The 24,130-nt window shown below is 39.6% G+C and carries 22 protein-coding genes and 1 tRNA gene; 9 read left to right on the forward strand and 14 right to left on the reverse strand.

Features of this window, described 5'->3' with window-relative positions; translation table 11 throughout:
- Positions 1–136: 136 nt before the first annotated feature.
- The 7 genes from carA to I6J02_RS01275 all read right to left on the reverse strand — a co-directional run bounded on the left by carA (position 137) and on the right by I6J02_RS01275 (position 7,811).
- Positions 137–1,237 carry a glutamine-hydrolyzing carbamoyl-phosphate synthase small subunit gene (gene carA / locus I6J02_RS01245; RefSeq protein WP_201680042.1) on the reverse strand — a complete coding sequence of 367 codons (1,101 nt, stop codon included), beginning with the start codon at positions 1,235–1,237 and terminating at the stop codon, positions 137–139.
- A gap of 241 nt (positions 1,238–1,478) precedes the next feature.
- On the reverse strand, positions 1,479–1,679 hold the full coding sequence (locus tag I6J02_RS01250; RefSeq protein WP_201680043.1) for a YwbE family protein: 201 nt from the start codon (positions 1,677–1,679) through the stop codon (positions 1,479–1,481).
- Positions 1,680–1,746: 67 nt separating this feature from the next.
- Positions 1,747–3,072, reverse strand: a complete 1,326-nt coding sequence (rseP, locus tag I6J02_RS01255) for an RIP metalloprotease RseP (protein ID WP_201680044.1) — start codon at positions 3,070–3,072, stop codon at positions 1,747–1,749.
- 28 nt (positions 3,073–3,100) lie between these two features.
- On the reverse strand, positions 3,101–4,252 hold the full coding sequence (locus tag I6J02_RS01260) for a 1-deoxy-D-xylulose-5-phosphate reductoisomerase (RefSeq protein WP_201680045.1): 1,152 nt from the start codon (positions 4,250–4,252) through the stop codon (positions 3,101–3,103).
- A gap of 15 nt (positions 4,253–4,267) precedes the next feature.
- Positions 4,268–5,113, reverse strand: coding sequence for a beta-carotene 15,15'-monooxygenase (locus I6J02_RS01265; RefSeq protein WP_236582245.1), 846 nt, complete (start codon positions 5,111–5,113; stop codon positions 4,268–4,270).
- A gap of 103 nt (positions 5,114–5,216) precedes the next feature.
- The gene (locus I6J02_RS01270) at positions 5,217–7,340 is read right to left on the reverse strand and encodes a S9 family peptidase (RefSeq protein ID WP_201680046.1); all 2,124 of its coding nucleotides are present in this window, start codon (positions 7,338–7,340) and stop codon (positions 5,217–5,219) included.
- A gap of 132 nt (positions 7,341–7,472) precedes the next feature.
- On the reverse strand, positions 7,473–7,811 hold the full coding sequence (locus I6J02_RS01275) for a DUF3276 family protein (RefSeq protein ID WP_002993713.1): 339 nt from the start codon (positions 7,809–7,811) through the stop codon (positions 7,473–7,475).
- A gap of 271 nt (positions 7,812–8,082) precedes the next feature.
- On the opposite strand from I6J02_RS01275, the gene I6J02_RS01280 reads away from it, so the two are divergent.
- Genes I6J02_RS01280 through I6J02_RS01295 form a run of 4 tightly spaced genes read left to right on the forward strand, consistent with a single transcriptional unit; the run spans position 8,083 to position 12,243 of the window.
- Positions 8,083–8,967, forward strand: a complete 885-nt coding sequence (locus I6J02_RS01280; RefSeq protein ID WP_236582246.1) for a LiaF transmembrane domain-containing protein — start codon at positions 8,083–8,085, stop codon at positions 8,965–8,967.
- An 11-nt stretch (positions 8,968–8,978) separates the two neighbouring features.
- Positions 8,979–10,022 (forward strand): sensor histidine kinase, encoded by a 1,044-nt coding sequence (locus I6J02_RS01285; RefSeq protein WP_002993709.1) that lies wholly within the window; start codon positions 8,979–8,981, stop codon positions 10,020–10,022.
- Positions 10,015–10,758, forward strand: a complete 744-nt coding sequence (locus I6J02_RS01290) for a LytR/AlgR family response regulator transcription factor (protein WP_201680047.1) — start codon at positions 10,015–10,017, stop codon at positions 10,756–10,758. Before I6J02_RS01285 ends, I6J02_RS01290 begins: the two co-directional genes overlap by 8 nt.
- Positions 10,759–10,785: 27 nt before the next feature.
- On the forward strand, positions 10,786–12,243 hold the full coding sequence (locus I6J02_RS01295; RefSeq protein WP_201680048.1) for a serine hydrolase: 1,458 nt from the start codon (positions 10,786–10,788) through the stop codon (positions 12,241–12,243).
- Positions 12,244–12,304: 61 nt separating this feature from the next.
- On the opposite strand, the gene I6J02_RS01300 is transcribed toward I6J02_RS01295, so the two are convergent.
- Entirely contained in the window at positions 12,305–12,787 is a 483-nt protein-coding gene (locus I6J02_RS01300; protein WP_201680049.1) for a peroxiredoxin family protein, read from the reverse strand.
- Positions 12,788–12,797: 10 nt separating this feature from the next.
- Entirely contained in the window at positions 12,798–13,973 is a 1,176-nt protein-coding gene (locus I6J02_RS01305; RefSeq protein WP_201680050.1) for a hypothetical protein, read from the reverse strand.
- 137 nt (positions 13,974–14,110) lie between these two features.
- Here I6J02_RS01305 and purN point away from each other — a divergent pair, with 137 nt between their 5' ends.
- The 3 genes from purN (at position 14,111) to I6J02_RS01320 (ending at position 17,344) form a co-directional block, all read left to right on the forward strand.
- Complete coding sequence (gene purN / locus I6J02_RS01310) at positions 14,111–14,686, forward strand: phosphoribosylglycinamide formyltransferase (protein ID WP_201680051.1); 576 nt, start codon at positions 14,111–14,113, stop codon at positions 14,684–14,686.
- Between the two features lie 71 nt (positions 14,687–14,757).
- Complete coding sequence (gene purH, locus I6J02_RS01315) at positions 14,758–16,284, forward strand: bifunctional phosphoribosylaminoimidazolecarboxamide formyltransferase/IMP cyclohydrolase (RefSeq protein WP_201680052.1); 1,527 nt, start codon at positions 14,758–14,760, stop codon at positions 16,282–16,284.
- A 172-nt stretch (positions 16,285–16,456) separates the two neighbouring features.
- Positions 16,457–17,344, forward strand: coding sequence for an alkaline phosphatase (locus tag I6J02_RS01320; protein ID WP_201680053.1), 888 nt, complete (start codon positions 16,457–16,459; stop codon positions 17,342–17,344).
- 136 nt (positions 17,345–17,480) lie between these two features.
- On the opposite strand, the gene I6J02_RS01325 is transcribed toward I6J02_RS01320, so the two are convergent.
- Positions 17,481–18,011: a 5' nucleotidase, NT5C type gene (locus I6J02_RS01325; protein ID WP_201680054.1), complete on the reverse strand. Its 531-nt coding sequence runs from the start codon at positions 18,009–18,011 to the stop codon at positions 17,481–17,483.
- Positions 18,012–18,083: 72 nt separating this feature from the next.
- Here I6J02_RS01325 and I6J02_RS01330 point away from each other — a divergent pair, with 72 nt between their 5' ends.
- Positions 18,084–18,830 carry a DeoR/GlpR family DNA-binding transcription regulator gene (locus I6J02_RS01330; protein ID WP_201680055.1) on the forward strand — a complete coding sequence of 249 codons (747 nt, stop codon included), beginning with the start codon at positions 18,084–18,086 and terminating at the stop codon, positions 18,828–18,830.
- A 50-nt stretch (positions 18,831–18,880) separates the two neighbouring features.
- Positions 18,881–19,843, forward strand: a complete 963-nt coding sequence (locus I6J02_RS01335; RefSeq protein ID WP_201680056.1) for an alpha/beta hydrolase — start codon at positions 18,881–18,883, stop codon at positions 19,841–19,843.
- A gap of 56 nt (positions 19,844–19,899) precedes the next feature.
- Here the strand turns inward: I6J02_RS01335 and I6J02_RS01340 are convergent.
- The 4 genes from I6J02_RS01340 to pepE form a co-directional block, all read right to left on the reverse strand.
- A tRNA-Leu gene (locus I6J02_RS01340) sits at positions 19,900–19,980 on the reverse strand.
- Positions 19,981–20,182: 202 nt separating this feature from the next.
- Positions 20,183–21,916 (reverse strand): thiamine pyrophosphate-dependent enzyme, encoded by a 1,734-nt coding sequence (locus I6J02_RS01345; protein WP_201680057.1) that lies wholly within the window; start codon positions 21,914–21,916, stop codon positions 20,183–20,185.
- 102 nt (positions 21,917–22,018) lie between these two features.
- The gene (gene mgtE, locus I6J02_RS01350; protein ID WP_201680058.1) at positions 22,019–23,335 is read right to left on the reverse strand and encodes a magnesium transporter; all 1,317 of its coding nucleotides are present in this window, start codon (positions 23,333–23,335) and stop codon (positions 22,019–22,021) included.
- A gap of 84 nt (positions 23,336–23,419) precedes the next feature.
- Positions 23,420–24,130, reverse strand: coding sequence for a dipeptidase PepE (gene pepE, locus I6J02_RS01355; protein ID WP_201680059.1), 711 nt, complete (start codon positions 24,128–24,130; stop codon positions 23,420–23,422).

Raw genomic sequence — 24,130 nt, forward strand, 5'->3', positions numbered from 1 at the left:
TTGATTACCATTCAAATCATAAACCTAAATATGATTGTATACTCCTAACGGGACAAACCTGCTTTACGCTACAGCAGAATAATAAAAAAGGGTCGAATATTTTCTATTCAACCCTTTCTAACTGTTATACAGCGTTTTATTTTTTGATCAAAGCGACGAAATCATCGAATAAATATCTCGAATCGTGCGGACCCGGAGATGATTCAGGATGGTACTGCACCGAAAATGCTTTCTTACCTTTGACACGGATACCTTCTATGGAACCATCATTCAGGTTGACATGTGTAATCTCGACCTTTTCTGATTTTTCAATATCTTCTGCTACCACACCAAAACCATGGTTTTGGGAAGTAATCTCACATCTGTTTGCAATAATATTTTTGACAGGGTGATTAATACCTCTGTGGCCATTGTGCATTTTGCTGGTACGGATACCATTCGCTAAAGCTAATATCTGATGTCCTAAACAAATTCCGAACATTGGTTTTTCAGCAGCAATAATCTCTTTAACGGTATCAATCGCATAAGGCATTGCAGACGGATCGCCAGGGCCATTAGAGATAAAGTAACCATCAGCTCCCCATGCTTCCATTTCTGCAAATGTTGTCTTTGCCGGAAAAACTTTTGCATACACCTGACGTGCGTCAAAGTTTCTCAAAATATTACGTTTTATACCCAGATCCAGAACAGCGATGCGTGTCGAAGCATCTTCATCCCCATAAAAATAAGGTTCTTTGGTCGAAACCTTTGAAGACAACTCCAGTCCATCCATCGAAGGAACCTGTGCCAGTTGTGCTTTCAAAGACTCTACATCCAGATTTTCGGAAGATATAATCGCATTCATTGCACCTTTACTGCGAATATGACGGACTAATGAACGGGTATCGATATCTGAAATACCAACAAGATTCTCCTCTTCAAAGTAGTTTTGAATAGAAGTATCAGCCATCTTGCGGCTATAGTTGATATTATAGTTCTTACACACCAATCCTGCGATTTGGATTTGATTAGATTCAGATTCTTCATTGGCAATACCGTAATTCCCGATATGAGCATTGGTCGTTACCATAATCTGTCCAAAATAAGAAGGATCGGTAAAAATTTCCTGATAACCAGTAGTGCCGGTATTGAAACAGATCTCTCCTGTAGTTGTTCCAATTTTCCCAGCAGCTTTACCATGATACACGGTACCGTCTTCTAAAACTAAAATTGCAGGCAATTTGCTGTAGTTGGTCATTATTAACGTTTATTATTTTATGTTTAAGCTTCTCGTTCTTCTCATCATTCAAGGGCACAAAAAAAGCCCTCAACGGGCTAAATAGCAATTAATCGACATATTGATCAATGAATACACTGATAAATTCTGCGCTCACCTTGAAAAGATTTACTTCAATTTTCACGAGGGACAAAGGTACATATTATTCATTAAAATAGCATAATTATTTTAAGAAGTTTTCAACACTTTTATCCGTCACACATTAATCTTCATCTATAATCTCTGCTACACGACCTATCTGACCATCTGTAAGACGTACTTTGATACCTCTGGAATGGTAAGATGATGAAGTCAGAATATCTTTTACAATCCCCTCTGTCAATGCTCCCGTACGTTGATCTTTTTTCAAAATTATATTTACCAGTATCCCTGGTTTTATATCTGCTCTGTTCGTTCCGTCCATATTTTATCTTTTAAAAAGCAAGAAGGTCTTTCAAATGAAAGACCTTCTGCTTATCTATTGAAAATCTTTATTTAAAGAGTTTGAAAATATCATTTCCAAACACAAATATCATTAAGCCCAGTAAGATAAAGAAACCTACCATTTGTGCCTTTTCAAGGAATTTTTCGCTCAATGGCTTGCCCTGAATCATTTCCACAAGCAAGAAAATTACATGTCCCCCGTCCAGTGCAGGAATAGGAAGTAGATTCATAAAGGCCAATGCCATTGACAGCATCCCTACCAGACTCCAGAAACGAACCCAATCGACTTCTGTTCCAAATAACGTAGCAATACCTACAGGACCTGAAAGTGCCTTATCAGCTCTGATTTCTCCTCGGAAGATCTTACCGAATCCTTTAATATTATCTGTGATAACAGAAAAAGCCTGCTTTGCTCCTACCGGAAATGCTTCCGCCAGACTATACTCTGTAATAACTAATGGAAGAGAGTAATCGTAGTTACGGTTGAATCCTAAGGTTCCGTCTTTATCAACCTGCCCTTTCACTGTAATCGTCTGTCCCTTTCTTATTAAAGTCAACATGACAGGCTTACCCGCATCTTTTTCTAAGATGGATTTGAATTCATCAAAGAAACGAACAGGCACTTCATTTACAGCAATCACACTATCTCCTTTTACGAGTCCCATTTTGGCCGCTTCCGAACCTTTTACCACATTATCTACAGCGGTCATCTTGGTACGGATCTGTACGAATTCATTTGCTTTATGGTCTGCTACAGCATTCAGAATATCAGCCGGAACATGAATTTCTTTTGTCTCTCCGTTACGCTCAATTGTCAGATTGGTATTACCCATCAGTACTTTTGAACTCAGAAGCTCTTTGAAAAAACCTACTTTCTGACCGTCTATTGCAACAATGCGGTCTCCGGTCTGTATGCCGATCTGCTTACCGATAATCCCCGGCACAACTCCATTTACAAGCTTTTGGTTATCGAAATTAGATTCACCCTGACTGAAAGCCAGCATCCAGTACACCACTACTCCAACTACAATGTTTACAATAATACCGCCTAGCATTACGATAAGACGTTGCCAGGCTGGTTTGGAACGAAACTCCCAGGGCTGAGGTTCTCCCTTCAGTTGCTCTGTATCCATGGACTCATCGATCATACCGGCAATCTTCACGTATCCTCCGAGAGGTAACCATCCAATACCGTACTCACAACCTTTATAATTGAATTTAAATAATTTGACACCCCAGGCATCAAAAAACAAATAAAACTTTTCTACTTTAATACCGAATGCACGTGCTGCTAAAAAATGTCCCAATTCGTGCAATACAATCAAAATCGACAGGCCTAAGACGACCTGTCCAACCATTATTAAAACTCCCATTTAACTTTTTAATCTTTTACATTAATTCTTAAATCAACTCCTGAGCAATCCTTCTGCTCTCCTGATCGGCATATAAATAATCTTCCAATGTAGGAGTTGCTACATGCTCCACACGTCCCAATGTTTTTTCTATCACTTCACTCATGCCCAGAAACGATACTTTTTCTTTCAGAAAAGCATCAACCACAATCTCATTTGCAGCATTCATGACACAAGCACTGTTGCCCCCCTGACGCAATGCTTCATAAGCAATCGCCAAATTACGAAATGTTTTTGTATCGGCAGGTTCAAATGTAAGACTTGCAAAATTAGCAAAATCAAATCGTTCAAATTTATTCTCCCATCTGGAAGGATAGGTCAGTGCATACTGAATAGGCAACTTCATATCCGGCACGCCCATTTGTGCTTTCATAGAACCATCTCTAAACTGCACCAGTGAATGGACGATAGACTGCGGGTGTACAATGACATCCACCTGATCTGCATCAAGATCAAATAACCATTTGGCCTCGATAACTTCCAGCCCTTTATTCATTAAAGAGGCCGAATCAATAGTAATCTTGGCCCCCATTGACCAGTTCGGATGCTTTAAAGCCTGCTGCTTTGTCACGGAAGATAAGAAATCCAGATCTTTACCTCTGAAAGGCCCTCCGGAAGCGGTCAGATATATTTTTTCAATCGGATTGGCTTCTTCACCTGTAAGGCACTGAAAAATCGCAGAATGCTCCGAATCCACCGGCAGCATACGTACCTGATGCTTACGGGCAAGCCCCATGACCAACTCTCCTGCCACTACAAGTGTCTCTTTATTAGCCAGAGCAATATCCTTTCCACTCTGGATCGCACGAACGGTAGAACGAAGTCCCGCCGATCCGACAATTGCATTCAATACGATGTCAATATCCTCATACTGCACCACTTCTTCCAACGCTGCTTCTCCTGATCTGACAACTATTGGATAACCCGCAAGGGCTTCCTTGACACGAAGATACTGACTGTCATCTACTATAACGACAGCGCGGGGTTGAAACTGAAGGGCTTGTTTGATAAGTAGATCCGCATTTGATCCTGCGGTAAGCACAGACACCTTTAATCGTTCGGGAAAAGATTCGACTACCTCTAATGCCTGTGTACCCACACTACCTGTCGAACCGAGTACCGCTATTGTTTTATACTCCAAGGGTTGTTAAATTTCTTAAATAATATTCTTTAAAATCTCCGGATTCTCTCCGCCTGCATAAGCAGTCATCATATTCCGGTAGGCAACCGTAATCACAATACTGGATAAAGGTACAACCAGAAAGGAATTGATGATGCTTAAAAATATGGAAAAAAATGTATATCCTGCAAAATTGAAATAAACCTGCAAAATATGGAGCATCGCAAAACAAAAAAGAATCAGCAATAATTTAGTTACATTGCCTTTTGTCAATGCAAAACTCAACCGGATGGACCGGAATGAACTGGCATGCTTGTCCATAATAAAGAACGGATAAAAAGCTACCCGGATTATAAACAGAAACGTTAGTATAGCTGAAACAATCAGAGATACACTAGCCATTGTACTGACTTCTTTTTTGATATAGATTAAAGGCCAGCACACCACTGAAATAACAAGCAGAATAACCATGGAGACACCCAATATGATCAACATAGCCGTGAAAAAGTAAAGAAGCTCTTTTGTAGTCGGAATAGAGACAGACAACTTAGCTCCGTCCTCTTTATCAATAATCTCCATGATATATTTAAACAAGGTAAGGTTCACCCCGAAATAAAAGATCATAAAAATCAGCGCCATGAAACCACTTAAAACAATATTGTACTCGCTCATATAGCTGGCCAGCATACTGGACAAATTAGAAGTGACAAATAGTAAAAAACATAGTCCTGCCACCGAAAAATAATGATTTTTCAGAATGTTTACAGATTTTGCAAACACCTCATTTACAGCAAACGTGCTTTCCTTTAAATATTGTATCATTGAACTCATAGAATTACCGCAAAGATGTGATTTATTTTCGTGTGCATCAACTCCTTCCATCCGTTTTTACCCAAAAAAAACAGTTTTTAACAATTATAAATGAAAAGAGGTTTTGACTGACATACAGCAAAACCTCTTTTTCTTATTCGGGCATTATAAAAATCTATTTAAAATCCTGAGGAACAGGCTTCTCTAACAGATACTGATAATAAAAGCGAACGCGCTCGTTAAAATCATATTTACGTTTTGATGCCTCAAAACCATGTCTGCTTCCCGGATAGATCATCAGCTCAAACGCTTTGTCTCTGTCTGTAAGTTTGTCCACCAGCTGAATCGTATTCTGAAGATGCACATTATCATCCAGATCACCATGCATAATACGCAGACCACCCTTATATTTATCAGCGTAAGTCAGGACAGATCCGCTCTTGTACCCTTCCGGATTATCCTGAGGTGTATCCATCCAGCGCTCGGTATAATGGGTATCGTATAATTCCCAACTGGTCACAGGAGCCCCTGCTATTCCGTAATCAAAATAATCAGATCCTTTAGTCAGCGCCATACAAGTCATATATCCACCATAACTATGTCCTGTGATCAGCAATTTATCTTTTTTGACCCAGGGTTTTGCCTTCAGCCATTTTGCTACAGTGCTATAATCTATCATCTCCCAATGTCCTAGGTTTCTGTGCATAAGAGCAACCCCTTGCTTACCAAAATGACCTGAAGCCCGGTGATCTGCAGCGATTTGGATAACCCCTTCATTAGCCCAATACTGGTTGGAAGTCCCTTTCCAGGTATTCTTGACAGTTCCGGCATCCGGTCCTCCGTAGATGCTCATCACAACAGGATAAGATTTTGATTCGTCGAAATCAGTCGGATAAGTAATAATAACCGGAAGCTGATATTTACCATCATCCGAAGGTATAGTCAGATACTCCGTCTTACCAATTTTATAGTCCGCAAAACTTTCACCCTTACTGTCTGCCAGCTCACGAATCAGTTTTCCATCCGTACGCAATAACGCTACTTTATTAGGTGTATTGATATTGGAATAATTAGTTATAAAATATTTACCATCAGGGGATACAGACACATTGTGTGTATAGTCCCCGAAAGTAAGTCTCTTAAAGTTTTTACCTGAAAAATCTACTCGGTATAAATCTACTGTTGCTGAATTTTCTTTTCGCGCATTCACGTACAGAACCTTTGTTTTCTCATCAATGTGTGCAATAGAAGTCACCTGCCAGTCTCCTGAGGTAATAGCATTAATCAGCTTACCATCTAATGTATACAGGTAATAATGCGCCCAGCCAGTCTTGTCGGATTTTAGAATATAATGCTTATTATCCGACAAATAGGTAATACGCTCATCGTGATCCAGATTTATCCAGGAAGGCTGTTTCTCGTCATAGATTTCTTTCTTCGCTCCAGTCTGCGGGTTTACCTGATAGAATTTTAAATTATTCTGCTCACGGTTCATCCACTGCACCATAATATTTTCACTGTTAAATGCCCAGTAGGGCTGGCCAAAATACTGATCGTCCTGCTCATTAAAGTCGGCCCAGACCACAGCGCCTCCGTCAGTATTTACAACACCAACCTTTACCAAAGGATTTTTATCTCCTGCTTTCGGATAGCGTGTCTTTTCCAGATATCCATGCTGACCTTTGGATACATAGATGGGAAACATAGGGACCTCTGTATCATCAAACCGCATAAAGGCAAGCTTTTTACTGTCCGGAGACCACCAGAAAGCCTTATAATTAGTAGATCTTCCCAATATTTCCTCATAATATACCCATGAAGAATAACCGTTATAGATCACATCAGTACCATCGGTTGTATACTGAATCTCCTTACCCGATGACACTTGGACAGCAAAGAGATTACTCGCTCTGGTATAAGCGACATAATTTCCATCTGGAGATAAGGTTGGGTTTTGTTCTTCTATATCGGGAGAATTCGTAAGTTTTTTGACTGTACCATCCGCAAAGCGGATCTGCACATCTTTATCCTTCACTTCTACGGTTGTACCTGATTTTGTCGGAACAGTGTAGCTTTTTCGTTCTCCTGTACTGACATCTACCTGGAACATTTGCTTATCTCTGGGATTACCTTCCAGATAATGCGTCCCGTCTGCCCATCCGGAAAAGGAAGGAATTGGTTTGGTAACAGAAAGCTGTCTTCCCCATGACTGTTCAAAATTCAGACGTTTTGTCTGTGCATCACTATGCTGATAGAACAGTACAAACAAGCCGAAAAAACCGGCAGCATATTTATTCATATTAAGTTTGAAGTTATTTTTTAAGTTCTTCGAAAATAAGCATATTACATCTGCTTTTCAGCAAACAGATGTAACAACTTTATAAAAAAAGCCACTATGGAATAGTGGCTCTTATTCTAGGCTAGGCACACCTTAGAATGAAAAGTCGTCTCTTTGAGCAATTTTGCTACCCTCAGCATAACCTGCATCTTCAAAATTAGGCTCGTAACGTTTCTCAACAACATCCTGATTCGACTTGATGTATTCCACAACATCTTTTAATCCTTCAGCAAATTTTTCAAAATCTTCTTTATATAAGAAAATCTTGTGTTTGATAAACTGTCCGTCTTCAAAACGTTTTTTACTTTCTGTGATGGTAATGTAATAATCGTCTGAACGAGTTGCCTTTACATCAAAAAAATAAGTACGTTTTCCAGCTCTCACTTTTTTTGAAAATACCTCTTCGCGCTCTTTGTTTTCAAAATCTCCCATTATTAACTATTTAAGTTTAAGTTCCATTTTCCGTCATAAATATATAATAATTATATTCTTTTCTCCAAATTTTAATAATAAAAAACTTATTATTTTTCTCAAAATAGGAAAATATTGCTTTTTTTATGACAAATAATGGTTGGAAAACATTTTACCGATAAAAAAGCGATATTCACCGACTTTTTGATTCTAATAACCTAAATAGTGTTTTGCTCTCCTTATATTAGCTCTACATTTGAACTATCAAAAACATAGTAAAACAAATAAAACAATGAAAACGACAAATAATAACTCGACGCCTCCGAATATCCCACGCATGCCGAACGACAACCGTAATACCATAGGAGCAATCATTATAATAACTGGATTAGCATTACTATTAAAAAACCTTAACATCGGAGATCTGTTCCCGGACTGGTTGTTTAGCTGGCCGATGATATTGGTGGTGGTAGGTCTTATTATAGGTGTCAATTCCAAATTTGAACGTAAGGCTTCTATTATTCTGTTAATCATTGGTGGGCTTTTTCTATTCAGAGAAATTACAGACCTTTCCTTCGGACGAGTAATACTTCCACTTGGTATCATTATACTTGGATACTACCTGATATCTAAAAAGAATTCAAACTACATACCTCCTGTGCCTCCGGTACCACCGGGTCAGGATGACTTTGACTGGGATAAACGAGTAGTTGATTCATCAGAAGAAACAGCTGCAAATGGTTCTTCTGAAAATAAAACCGAAAATACAGATCCTAATTTTCAGTCCTCGTACCAAAGTACGGGGCAATCTTCTTATGACCGGTTCAATCCAAAGTCTGAAGACATCCTGAATGTAAACTCAGCATTCAGTTCAATGAAAAAACTGGTGTTATCCAAAAAATTTCTTGGAGGTCGCGTTTCCAACTTATTCGGTTCTGTAGAAATCAATTTATTACAGGCGGATCTGCAGCAACCAATAGCGATAGAGGTATTTCAGTTATTTGGCAGTACACAAATTATTCTTCCAAGCCACTGGCAGGCTTCTTCCAACATTTCCTCTTTATTGGGTGATGTCGACGACCGACGGTTTCCTTCCGGAGTAGGTCTGGACCCGAATAAGAAGATATACATTACCGGAAGTACAATATTTGGAGGTATTACACTTAAAAACGCATAATACAGACGAGAATGTTATTTTTTAAGTTACCCGCAAATAAAAATTATCTGATCCATGTCTCTGCATGGACAATTTGTATATTATACTTTTTGGTTGTATTTGGTCTGTTGATATGGAGCGGTACAACCAAAGAAATCGCGTTGTATGATGCCGGGATTAATGCCTTAAGCATCACTTTGTGTTGTTACATTCTATCCAGCACCATTAATTTTTTCCTGCCTCGGAAAGGTCAGATGCTTCGGTTGTCCGCAATCGGTCTTATTGTTGTTGCCCTTGGGCTCTACGTGAGCCGCATTATTCTCCTGCAGATTTTCTCTTTGATAGACATCAGTTATTTTGACTTTAGTATCCCCTACCGGGTTATTCTCAATTTTCTTGTTTTATTCTGTATTGCCATTCTGCAGATCGTATGGAATATTCAGGAAGAATATGAAGAAAATAAGAAAAGAAAGGAAGAATCTGAAAAGATGGTCAGAGATGCCGAATTATATAATCTCAGACAGCAGTTGCAGCCCCATTTTTTATTCAATAGTTTAAATTCCATTATAGCACTGATTGGCATTAAACCTGAGAAAGCACGTGAAATGACTTTTCAGCTTTCCGACTTTCTGCGGGGAACAATGAGAAAGGACAATCTCAGTCTGATCTCACTAAAAGACGAGCTCTCTCATCTGCAGCTCTATCTGGATATTGAAAAAGTGCGCTTTGGTCATCGTCTGAATACAGAAGTTCATTTCCCTGAAGAGCTGTCTGAAACAAAGCTGCCCACTATGATTATCCAGCCTTTGCTGGAAAATGCGATCAAATTCGGGCTTTACAACATTACCGGAGATGTCCTTATCAAAGTCGAGGTTTCCTACGCAGATAATCTTCTTTGGATCAGAATCACCAACCCTATTGAAAATGATCAGTATGAAAACACCAAAGGTACAGGCTTCGGATTAAGCAGTGTACAACGCAGGCTGTTCCTGATCTTCGGTCGCACAGACCTTTTATTTACCGAAACAAAAGATAAGAGCTTTATATCAACCCTAAAAATACCTCAATATGATTAAGACCATTATTATAGATGACGAACCCCTTGCCAGAAGTATTATTTCAGCTTATTTACAACAACATCCGGACTATACGGTTGTTGCAGAATGTAATGATGGATTTGAGGGAATAAAGGCTATTCAGCAGCACAAACCCGATCTTATATTTCTGGATATTCAAATGCCTAAATTAAATGGTTTTGAACTATTGGAGATTATTGACGAACAGCCACAAGTCATTTTTACAACTGCTTTTGATGAATTTGCAATCAAGGCTTTTGAAAAAAATGCAATTGATTATCTGCTGAAACCGATCAGCCAGTCAAGGTTTGACCAGGCAGTCAGCAAATTCAACACGGCATTCAAACAGTCTACTCTGGCGGCCACTCCTGTTAAGATTAAAGAATCTCTGGAAGGAGAAGAGCAAAATCTGGAACGTATAGTTGTTAAGAATGGCGCACAAATCAAAATAATTCCGGTACAACAGGTTATTTTTCTGGAAGCATATGACGATTATGTGAAGATACACACAAAAGAAGGAATGTTTTTGAAAAACAAAACCATGTCATCTTTTGAAAAGCAACTGGATCCGAAAAACTTTGTCCGTGTACATCGTTCTTTCATGATCCGGGTTGATCAGTTATCAAAAATAGAACCTCTGGAAAAAGAGAATTACATTGCTACACTCATCTCAGGAGACAAAATAAATGTCAGCAAATCAGGTTATGCCCGATTAAAACAATTAATTGGTATGTAGCATTTCATTGCTTAATTTTGTCCTGCAATGACAAAATATATAATATCTCTGTCTTGTCTGTTGATCGCTTTATCATTAAAAGCTCAACAGACAAGTTCTCAACAACAGCAAAATAAAGCCGTATTTAATAAAATTGAATTTTTTCTGAACAATCAGCAGGTAGATTCCATTTATAATATGGCAGATGAGAGTTTTCAAAAAGCCATCCCCAAAAGCAGATTGGCATCTATACTTACTCAGAATGTGTTTCCGAAAGGTCGCATCCGTTCAGCTACATTGGAAAGTTTTGACAGCGGAATCGGTGCTTATCGCTTAGATTATGCTGATGGTCCTCTGCAGCTTTTACTGGTTATCGACAAGAGTCTGCATTACAATACTTTTCTGATAAAACCTTATCCAAAAGCAGAGAAACAGGAGGAAACAGAAACAAAAACGGATACGATACTAACTGATAAATCAGTTAAAGAATCCCCTCTTGACTTTTATGTGGATTCTATTGCGAAAGCATATCTTAAAAAGCCGAACACGGCATCACTTACTATTGGAGTAATCAAAAATAATCAGGTCAAGACTTATTTTTTCGGTGAAACAACAAAAGGAAATTCAACTTTACCAACGGAAACATCCCTTTATGAAATAGGTTCCGTCACCAAGGTATTTACAGCGACATTATTAGCAGATTTAGTATTGAAAAATACAATCTCTCTGGATGACGCTATTACAAAATATCTGCCGGATTCCCTGAAAACCAATACCGATCTTCAGAAAATCACCTTCCGGTCTTTAGCTAACCATACGTCAGGTTTGCCCCGATTGCCCGGCAATCTGGAAACGGTAAAAGGCTATACCGAATTGGATCCCTATAAGGCATATGACCGTAAAGCACTTTATGCCTATCTCAAAACCTTCAAAGCAGAGCAAGCTCCCGGTGAAAAATTTGAATACAGTAATTTAGGTTTTGGATTATTGGGCGAGCTGATCAGTGTAATCAGTAAAAAAACATACAACCAATTGATACAGGACATCATTGCAAAACCACTCAGTTTGAATGCGACTACAGATAAAGTAGATCCAAAAAACAATCAGTTGGTCAGTGTTTATAACAGCAAAGGTGAGCAGGTACCTGTATGGAATTTTAATGCACTTGCCGGTACAGGGGTTTTAAAATCTACTGTTACAGATCTGCTTCAATTTGCACGCGCTCAGTTCAAGATGCCGGAGACCGATATTGAAAAAGCGATAGCGGAAACTAAGCAATTCACTTATTTCCTGCCTCCTGATACCGATCTGGGCATGGCATGGCATATCAATATGCTGGAAGGCATCACATTTTACTGGCATAATGGCGGAACGAACGGAAGCCGTTCGTTTATCGGAATCGCTCCGGATGAAAAATCCGCAGTAGTTGTATTGTCCAATTCAGCTGTTGAGACAGATGAATACGCTATGAAAATTTTAGATTATTTGCTGACTCAGAAAAATTAACAACAGTCAGCTGTCAAAAATGATTGGTTTCATGATCTGATGAAACCAATCATTATAAATCTTATTTCAGATAAGTAACCAGTTTACGGGCATCCTCTTCCCCGTCAAAGTGCTTGATCAACTTCCTGGTCTTTGCATCATACACGTAAACCGATGGATACTGTGTAGGATTAAATTTAGGGATAAACTCAATATCCTTGTCATGCAAAAACACTACGTTTTTCCTGTTCTTTAATCCCGGAATATACATTTCAATAAACCCGTCTACATAAGGCTTATCATTAATGGTCACAAAATAAATCTGAGTTTTCGAAAATTTATCAATGTTTTTGGCGATTCCGGCAGCCATTTTCTGACAATGCCCGCAGCCCGGATCATAATAATTGAAAACAATATATCCTGATGAAGGAAGTTTATCCTGCTTGAATGGCTGATTATTCTGTAATAAATAAAAGGTAAAATCCGGTATGCTGGCCGGTGCTTTTTGTGCTGCAGCATGGCTTGTAAAATAGACGCTCAGTAAAATAACAATCAGTTTTTTCATTATATAATATTTAGTCCTTGTGCATTAAAGATACTATTTCATATGATATTACACCAGTTTTATTATCCGCTCTGTAGAGTCCCAACTGGATCTCGTTGCCGTCCGCTTTGATAGGATACATCGCAGATTTATAAGCTCCGCTGGGCGAAAGAGGCGTATTAATAACTTTAAAATTAATACCATCCTGACTATAGGCAATATACAGTTCATTACCATAATAATTATTGACCCGGCCTACATCTACCAACATAAAATAAAGACGTCCTACCATAAAAGCATCCAGATGCCAGGGATCCATTCCCGTACCCCAGGGGCGGTTGATAAATTTACACAGTTGTGTCGTACTGAATTTGCCAAAAGAGTCAATCTGCGCAGAAGTTCGCCTATGAACAAAGGCATGCGTCTGATTGCCCTGAGGACCTATAGGGTGTTTGGCCGAACTGTAGATCACATCGTAGCAGTTATATTTACCAGTGTGATCCTGAAAGATTGCCGGAGACAAAAGCAGGTTTGCAGCATCCACACCTTCAGAATCGGAAGAATACAACATCCATACTTTAGACCAGTTGGCACCATCACGGGAAGAGCGGTGTACAATTGCACGTTCATGATCGCCAAACCGCACGCCCAGTTTACCATTTGGCATAGCATCTCCTCTATAAAAGATATGCATCAGTCCTTTATCATCCAGATACAACTTCGGATCACTCCAGTATGCATGTGAAGGTTTTGCGGGCGGAATATCAATAGGATTGCGGATACCCTTAGGCTCTTCCCAGTGAATGCCGTCATTGGAACAGACTACAGTAGGATTCTCAAAACCGGGATCAGACTTTGTCTGTCCGAAATAGGGAGACATGGCCATCCAGTACCGGAATCCATTCCATTTGTTGTCCACATACACGACACTGGGATGGCAAAAACTATCGTATAACAGTGGCAGCCGCTGTCCGTCATTCTTTCCCTCTGCAGAAGCTCTTCCGACCGCAGTTACCGCAATTTCGATAGCAGGAGCTACCACTTTGGTATTGCTGACCTGCAGATTGAGACGAGGCATATCCATATTCATGATATACGATCGAAGATTGATTCCCGAAGTAGCAAGCTGTGCCGTGACAGTCTGTTGAAATGCACTGCTCACTAAATAGATTACACATGAGAGCTTTAGAAGTATTTGTTTCCTCATAAGGGATAGAAGTCCAATTTAATTGTAAGATTTGGCTCCAATTTCTGCATTTAACGCATATCTTACAATAATTTAATGAAAAATTTAAGTATTTTTGGTTAGTTTTAGTTAATGGTTATCAATAAGGAAGAAAGTCTGTGAAAAAACGTATCGCTATTTTTGCTTCAGGATCAGGTTCTAATGCTCAGAAAATAATGGAGCATTTTAAATATTCAGATACAGCCGAGGTCGCATTGATCTTAAGTAATAATCCCGAGTCATATGTACTGCAACGTGCAGATAACTTTGAGATTCCTTCTCATGTATTTGACAGACATGATTTTTTCCAAACAGATGATATTGTTAAACTACTGAAAAATCTGAATATCGATCTGATTGTATTAGCTGGTTTTCTGTGGCTTGTTCCGGAAAATTTACTGAAAGCTTTTCCAAACAAGATCATCAATATCCACCCGGCTTTGCTTCCTAAATTTGGTGGCAAAGGAATGTATGGGGATCGCGTCCATAAAGCGGTACTCGAGGCCAAAGAATCCGAACATGGGATTACTATTCATTTTGTAAATGAGCATTTTGATGAAGGTGAAGTCATTTATCAGGCCAAATTTAAGGTGGAATCCGGCGATACGCTGGAAATTATAAAATTCAAAGGCCAGCAACTGGAACATCTTCACTACCCTAAAGTGATTGAAAACCTGTTAAAAAAGTACAATTGATAATTTACTAAAATACGCCTTAGGCTATTCTGTATTATTTTGTATCTTTGCGGCTTCCAAACAAAATAATAATGAGCCATCCTGTAAAGATTAAAAATGCTTTAGTGTCTGTATATTACAAAGACAATTTAGCGCCTCTCATTCAACTGCTGCACAAACATGGTGTGACCTTCTACTCTACCGGAGGTACCGAAGCATTTATCAAAGATTTAGGTATCGGTGTTGTACCTGTAGAAGATCTGACCAGCTACCCTTCTATTTTAGGCGGACGTGTCAAAACGTTACACCCTAAAGTATTCGGAGGTATTCTGGCAAGAAGACCGTTGGAAGATGACCAGAAACAACTGGAACAATATGAAATTCCGGAAATTGATTTGGTTATCGTTGATCTTTATCCGTTTGAAGAAACAGTTGCTTCCGGAGCTCAGGAACAGGATATTATTGAAAAAATCGATATTGGCGGTATTTCATTGATCCGCGCTGCTGCGAAAAACTTCAATGATGTTGTGATCCTGTCTTCTAAAAATGATTATCAGGAACTTGAAAATATATTAGCGACTCAGGAAGGAAGTACGACACTTGAGCAACGTAAGGAATTTGCAAAACGCGCTTTCAATACATCGTCTCATTACGATACCGCTATTTTTAACTATTTCAATCAGGAGAATCCTCTTGATGTGTTCAAACAGTCTGAACAAGCAGCACAGGTATTACGCTACGGAGAAAATCCGCATCAGAAAGGTGTTTTCTATGGCAATCTGGATGCGATGTTTGACAAGCTGAACGGTAAAGAACTTTCATACAATAATTTAGTAGATGTAGATGCTGCCGTATCTATTATCGATGAATTTGAAGAACCTACTTTTGCGATCCTGAAACATACAAATGCCTGTGGTGTGGCTTCACGTCCAACTGTAAAACAAGCATGGACAGATGCGCTGGCATGTGATCCTGTTTCCGCATTCGGAGGTGTTTTGATTACAAATCGTGAGGTAGATGCAGAAACAGCTATAGAAATTAACAATCTTTTCTTTGAGGTATTGATTGCTCCTGCTTACTCTGAAGAAGCGAAAGCTATCCTCACAGCAAAGAAAAACCGTATCATTCTGGTTCGCAAGGATGTAAAATTGCCTCAGCAACAATTCAAAACATTATTGAATGGTGTCATTCAGCAGGATAAAGACAATACGGTAGAAAATCCGGATCAGATGACTTCTGTTACGAATGTTAAGCCTACTGCAGAACAGTTGGAAGACCTGTACTTTGCCAATAAAATTGTGAAACATACCAAATCCAATACTATTGTTTTTGCAAAAGACGGTCAGCTGTTAGCTTCAGGTGTGGGACAAACTTCACGTGTGGATGCCCTGAAACAAGCGATCGAGAAAGCTAAATCATTTGGTTTTGATCTTAACGGATCGTCAATGGCTTCAGATGCATTTTTCCCTTTCCCTGATTGCGTAGAACTTGCCGCAGAAGCTGGTATTGCCGCGGTATTACAACCGGGAGGATCGATCAAAGACCAACTGTCTATTGATATGGCAAATGAAAAAGGCCTTGCAATGGTGACGACAGGTGTACGCCACTTCAAACACTAATAAGACAGACGTTAATCATATAACATAGTACAATATTAAGGCTGGGTTCTCTACAGAACTCAGCCTTATTTTTTTATAACAAAACCGTTGGACAATCGATTGCTCAAACCTCATATATAGCGATTTACGTAGCAAAAGAATATATTTGACTAATTTGTAAATCTAATAACCAATGAAAAAATTATTTCTATGTGCAGTGATCTGTTTAAGTGTATTTACACTGCAGGCACAGATCAAAAAAGCAAAGCATATTGTAGTCATCGGCTGTGACGGATTGGGTGCATATGCCCTACCTAAAGCAGATATGCCAAATGTCAAATCAGTAATGGCATCCGGCGCATGGAGTCTGCATGCCCGCTCAGTTCTTCCCTCTTCCAGTGCTGTTAACTGGGCATCGATGCTGATGGGTGCCGGTCCTACTCAACATGGTTTTACAGAATGGGGAAGTCAAAAGCCGGAGATTCCATCTGCATACACAACTGCTGCATATAAACAGTTTCCAAGTATCTTCAGTGTAATCCGGGATCAAAAGCCAAAGGCTGTCACTGCAGCAGTATACAGCTGGCCGGGAATTGGCTACCTGATCGAAAAAGATGCAATTACACATGTATTACCAGCAAATGATGATGAAGAAAAATGTGTGAACGATGCTGTAGAAACAATCAAAACAAAAAAACCGCTGTTTACATTTATTCATTTTGATGAACCGGATCATACAGGACATGCCAAAGGCCACCGCACAGCTGAATATTATGAAATTCTGAAAACAGTAGACGCACGGATAGGTAAGATACTGAATGCAATAAAAGATGCAGGTATAGCGAACGAAACTATTGTACTCATCACATCAGATCATGGAGGAATAGATAAAGGCCACGGTGGAAAATCACTGGATGAAGTGGAGATCCCATGGATTATCAGCGGACCGGGTGTAAAAGTAAATCATGAAATCAAAAATACCATTATCACCTATGATACGGGCGCTACCTTAGCCTGGATACTGGGACTTGACCAACCTCAGGCATGGAGAGGTAAAGCTGTAATGGAAGCTTTTAAATAGAAATGAACAGCCCTGAAAAATCAATACAGGATTTTCTCAGGTCAGGCATAAATTTCAGACAACTATAAGGAATTGCAGCACAATCTTTATGTGCTGCAATTCCTGTTCGAATAGGATTACACAAGCAAATTATTAGTTACTTCAAAAAATAATCCCCTACCTCTTTCCAGTTCATCAGTCTTTCATATCCTTGTTCATTTACATTATGAAAGGAATTAAAAAGGACTGGCTTTCCCTGAAAAGTACGCAGATTACTGATGTGGTCATCAAGAAGATAATCGGTCTTAATCATGCTTTTATCACCACAAAAAACAATATTTTTCCAGGAAATAAAAGGAAAATATTCCGCCAGCCAGTCAAATTTTTCCCGAAGTGAATGCGGGAATTCCATTGCTGCAGACACGACATATACTTTATACCTGTTCTGTAACTCCCGAACAATTTCTATTGCATCTTCAGCTACAGGTAGCGTTCTGAAAAAGCCTTCAGTATGCAGATAGCGGTATATCGCTGTTTCATCGGGCAAACCCAAGCCCTCAGATTTTCCCAACATGGATAAAGGATCCAGCCGGATTCCTGTTTCGTTATAATAATACGAAAGATAATGCTGCTGGTTATCTGCCAGTACACCATCCATATCAAGTGCAATTATTTTCTGTTGTTCCATGCTGCAATATGCAATATTTTGCAATAAATTGCAAATATTTGCTGTTTATTATTTTAAATGCTACTTTAGCTTATGCTAAAACAGGAACGCTTATCTACCATATTAAATGAACTTCACAAAAGAGGAGTTGTCTCTTATGCTGAACTGTCAGCTGTTATAACAGCATCTGAAGACACTGTAAGAAGAGATATCAAAGAACTCGACAGCCAGGGCCTTCTCAAAGCTGTACGTGGAGGTGCAACCACCCTGTCGAAGATTCCGCATCATTACAGACAACGTGAAATAAGAGATATTGAGGAAAAGAAAGTCATTGCCCGCAAAGCATTATCCCTGATCAGACACAATCAGCTTCTTTTCTTCGACGGAGGAACATCGGCTTTGGAGTTGGCTAAAATATTACCACAGGATCTCAGATCAACGATTATAACAAATAGTTTTCCGGTTGCCAATGTTCTGGAAGATCACCCGACATGCGAACTATTGTTTCTTGGCGGTCGTCTTTCTAAAACAGCATTTGCGACATATGGCAACGAAACTCTTCTGAATATCCAGAAATTCAGGGCAGATTACTACTTCTTCGGTGTATCCAGTATCACGCCAGATGAATTGTATTGCAAAGATCTGGAAGATGCTGAAATGAAACGGGAAATAATTGCTAACAGCACCAATACGATTGGTCTTTGTACGTCAGATAAACTCAACAGTACAGACAATTATTATGTAGCAAAGACAAAATCTCTGCATATGCTGATAACAGAATGCGACCCGGATAGTGTCCTGTTGGAAGATTACAATACCATCGGAGTAGAAGTTCGTTAATGAATACGCATATGAAGCTAAAATTTTATAATTAGGTTAAATACTGCTATATGGAAGATCAATTACCTATCTATCAGACTGACATTCTGGGAAGTCCTTATGAACAACTTACACTGAGACTCAAAGATGATTACGAAGGAAAAGCTGTGGCAACGGTAGTTCGGAGAAAAAGTAAAATTGTCACCCGAAAAGCGGTACTGTACATACACGGCTATATTGATTATTTCTTTCAAAAAGAGATGGCAGAGCAATTCAATCATCACGGATATGACTTCTATGCTTTGGATCTGCGAAAATACGGACGCTCTTATCTTCCTCATCAAAAACTATTTAATGTCAGAGACTTACGTGAGTATGACGAAGAAATTGATCTGACCCTGAAATTGATTGCTGATGAAGGGCATAGTTCGGTTATTTTATCTGGTCATTCTACGGGCGGACTCACAGTTACCTATTATGCAATTCGTCATCCGCATCATTCCTTAATCAAAGGCCTATGGGCAAATAGCCCGTTTTATGATTTTAATGTAGATGCTTTGTCTAAACGTATAGCAATACCTTTTGCCAGCAGCATAGCTAAAGTATTCCCCCACCTTCGCCTTCCGAACGGGTTAAACCGTTATTATGCAGCAAGTCTGCATAAGGATCTTTCAGGTGAATGGGATTTTGATCTGAATTGGAAGCCTGTACAATATCCCTGCTCTTATGCAGGGTTTATAAGAGCCATACATAAGACGCATAAAGTACTGCACAAGGGTGCAACACTTACGATTCCTGCCCTGATTATGCATTCACATCAAAGCAAAAAGCCAAAAGTATGGAATCAGGAGGTCAACAGCAGTGATCTTGTACTCGAAGTTAAAGATATCCACAAATATGCCTTAAAGCTGACAGGAGATATTACTATCAGGGCTGTTGAAAATGGGGTACATGATCTTGTTCTTTCCGGAAAAGAAGTCAGGACAAAAGTTTACGAGACCTTGTTTTCATGGCTTAAAGAAAAGAATCTTTAGACAGATTTTATCTGCCAATAAAAAAGGTTTACATTTTTCAATGTAAACCTTTTTTGTGCCCAAGACTGGAGTCGAACCAGCAAACCTTGCGGCGCCGCCACCTGAAGACGGTGCGTATACCATTTCGCCACTTGGGCAGCACGACAAATATAAGGAGAAATCGCCTTTTTTCATCTAAAAAATCAAAAATCTTATACAAGTTAGTATAACATCCTGATCAATATAGAATTAAAAAAAAATAAGCTATTATTGCAGGCAAAACTCGTGTCGTTAAAATAAAGCAATAAAATAAGACTGCGATAGATTCAATATTTATAACAGTCTTATAAAAACGTTTTATTACAACTCCTTAAGATGTTTATAGTTGGATTTTACCGTATCAAATACCTCCTGCATTTTCCCTCCTAACATCAGTTTTGTCATTGATTTTGCCATTCCAAACATCTGATCCAGATTCACTTTAGGTGGCATCGCCAGTGCGCTTGGATTGGTAAATACATTCAACAATACAGGTCCCGGGTGCAGCAATGCCGCATCTATAGCTCCGCTCACTTCTTCAGGATTACGTACTGTTATCCCTCTGAAACCCATTGCTTCTGCAATCATTGCAAAATCAGGGTTGATCATATCGGTTTCATTATCCATCAAACCCGTCACCTGCATTTCCAATTTGACCATTCCAAGTGATCGGTTATTAAAAACAATAATCTTAACCGGAATATTATACTGCCGTATAGTGGCAAGATCACCGAGTAACATAGATAACCCTCCGTCTCCACACATCGCAATTACCTGACGATCCGGATAAGCCAGAGCAGCTCCTATAGCCATAGGCATCGCATTGGCCATAGATCCGTGATTAAAGGATCCAAGCATTTTACGCTTACCGGTAGCTGTAATGAAACGAGCTCCCCATACACAGGTCATTCCCGTATCCACCGTAAAAATAGCATCTTCAGAAGCTTTTGTATCAATGATATGCGCCAGATATTCTGGTTGAATGGTATCTTCGTCTCCTTTTGCATTGATATACGTATGCATATTCTCCTTTACTTTTTCATAAAAATCAAGCTGACTTTTCAAAAAACTATCATCCAGCTTTTCATTCAGTAAAGGGAGAAGTGCCACAATAGTATCTTTGATATCCCCGATCAATCCCAAATCCAGTTTTGCACGCCTTCCTAGACGTTCTGCATTGGTATCAATCTGAATAATTTTATTATCAACAGGCATAAAATTTTCATATGGAAAATCCGTTCCCAGCAGAATCACTAAATCAGAATCGTGCATGCTCTGATAGGCAGAAGGCATGCCAAGCAGACCTGTCATACCGATTTCGTTTGGATTATGATGTTGTATGCCCATCTTTCCCCGGAAAGAATACCCTACAGGAGCTTTAAGATGATGTGATAACTGAACGACTTCTTCATGGGCTCCTTCAGCTCCAATACCACAGTAAATAGTGGTACATCGGCTTGAATTTATCAGATTAGCCAGTTTGAGAAGTTCATCCTCTGAAGGACGGATTGTTGGATTGCAACGGAAGATCTGTGTAGAGGTCTCTGTATCCACAGCTTTCAGCTCACTGACATCTCCCGGCAAACCGATTACAGCGACTCCTTTTTTACTGATCGCATGCTGAATAGCGGTCTGGATAATTCGGGGAGCCTGTTCTGCAGTAGTAATAAGCTGGTTATAGCAACTGCAATCGTCAAATAATTTGATGGTATTTGTTTCCTGAAAATAATCCATTCCCATCTCATGCGTATTGATGGTAGAGGCAATAACCAGCATAGGGACATGCGACTTATGTGCATCATACATTCCATTGATAAGATGTACATGTCCCGGACCGCAGCTACCTGCACAGCAGGCAATACCATCCAGTTCTGCTTCAGCAGCAGCAGCATATGCTCCTACTTCTTCGTGTCGTACATGAATCCACTTGATACGCCCGTCTTTTCGGATAGCTTCATTAAAAAAATTGAGACTATCTCCCGTAACTGCATATACTCTTTTTACACCCGCCTGCACGAGCATCTCCACCAATTGATCGGCTACAATCTTTGCCATATAGATATGTTTTTAATATTAACAATAAAGAGAGGAAGCCTACATTTGCCTCCCATCTCTTTAACAGTTTAAAAGCCTATCTGTTTGACAATAACAGCATGTTTACAATAATTTGCCGCTGAGGAAGAATGCAGCAATAGAAAAATAGATAATAAGGCCGGATACATCGACTAATGTAGCCACAAATGGAGCCGAGGCAGTAGCCGGATCCATTCCGAGTCTCCGTAAGATAAAGGGAATAAAAGATCCGGATAATGTCCCCCATAATACGATAAACAATAAAGATATTGATACACTCAAACCTATATAAAACCAGTATTCACCGTAATCATATATACCAAATTGCTGCCAGAGCAGAATCCGTATAAATCCTATAGAACCCAAGATAGTACCTAAAATAATCCCGGAGGAAATTTCTCTCTTCATGACATACCACCAGTCCTTCAGTTTCAGTTCTCCAAGTGCCATGGCCCGTATAATAAGTGATGCAGCCTGAGATCCGGAATTTCCGCCGGAGGATATAATAAGTGGCACAAACAGAGCCAGTACCACCGCTTTCGCAATCTCTCCGTCATAATAACTCATAGCTGAAGCGGTTAACATTTCACTCAGAAATAGGATAATCAACCATCCTGCACGCTTACGTACCAGTTCCAGCAAAGGAGTCTTTGTATAAGCCAGATCCAGCTCATCCATCCCTCCGAAACGATGGATATCTTCCGTATCACGATCTTCTATACGATCCAGTACATCGTCAAAAGTCACTATGCCAACCAATACACCACTATCTGTAATAATAGGAAGCGCACTCCTGTCATACTTTTGAAAGATCTCGAATGCTTCTTCCATGGGTGTGGAGGCCCGGATGGCAGCAAAGTTGTAGTCTACCAGTTCAGAGATCTTTGTATTTTCATCAGCCAGCAGCAGCTGACCGATCTTGAGATCATCAATCAGCACATTCTGTCCGTCTACCACATATACAAAATTCAGCGTTTCTGCTTTTCTGCCGAAAAGTTTAATGTGCCGGAATACATCGGCTACGGTATAATGCAGCCTGACCTGTACATACATTGGCGTCATTAGGCGCGCAATGCTATCTTCTTTGTAACCGATCAGCTCCAGCGCCATCTGCTTTTCACCCTCATTGAGAAGGTTGATCAGATACTTGATCACTTCATCCGGCAACTGATAAAACAGCTCATTACGCAAATCCGGCTTTAGATTATTCAGAAATTCGGATAGTTCTTTTTCCGACAATTGTTTTATCAGCTCATATTGTGCAGCATTATCGAAAAAAGAGAAAATTTCGAGCCGGACATCCAGGGGATAATCGGAAAATGCCTGATACAGTTCTCTTCCGGTTAACTCTGCCAGTTGTTCTGCAATGTCTGCAGGATGAAGTAGGTTCTTTTGATCCATCGGAACTCCATTATTATAGTGAACAAAACGCGGCAAAGCTAACCTTTTATTTTGGCTTTCAGGCTGAAAGCTGTTTTTCAGAACTTAAAAATCAATCTGCCCGGGAGAGAGTTCCACAGGTGCTGCCCCCTGTCTGAACAGTCTGGCTGTCAGATTTCCGGCAAGTATGACTTGTCCGTTCTCCACCTCTAACCAGCTTCCTTCCCGTATACCCAGGACAGGTTGTGAATTATAGACATGAAACTCCTGAATACGGGTCTCACGGGTTTCTCCTTTGTGCGTGGAGTTAGGATCCGGATCCAGATAATGGGGATTGATATTAAACGGCAAAATCTGCAAAGCATCAAATCCCTGCGGATAGACAATCGGCATATCATTGGTAGTACTGATCGTTAATCCGGTGATATTAGATCCCGCAGAAGTACCGATATAGGGTTTTCCTTTTTCAATTTCCTCTTTCAATACCGGCAGCAATCCTTTTTCCTGCAAAGTCTTAAGCAGTAAAAAGGTATTTCCCCCACCCGTAAAAATGGAAGAAGCCTCACGTATGGCTTGCGCCGGGTCTTCAAATTCATGAATACCTCTTACATTAATACCTAAGGATATAAGAGCCTGACCTACTTTGGAGGTATACTCATCATATGTAACTCCGGACGGACGGGCGTAAGGAATAAACAAAATTTGCTTTTCTCCTGTAAACTCCGCTATCCTGTCACGTATATAAACTAAAAAATCACTTCCATATACTGTACTTGTACTGATCACCATCAGTCGTGTATTCTTTCCAATTTCCAT

Origin of the sequence: Sphingobacterium spiritivorum (assembly GCF_016725325.1) — a bacterium.
Lineage (GTDB): Bacteria > Bacteroidota > Bacteroidia > Sphingobacteriales > Sphingobacteriaceae > Sphingobacterium.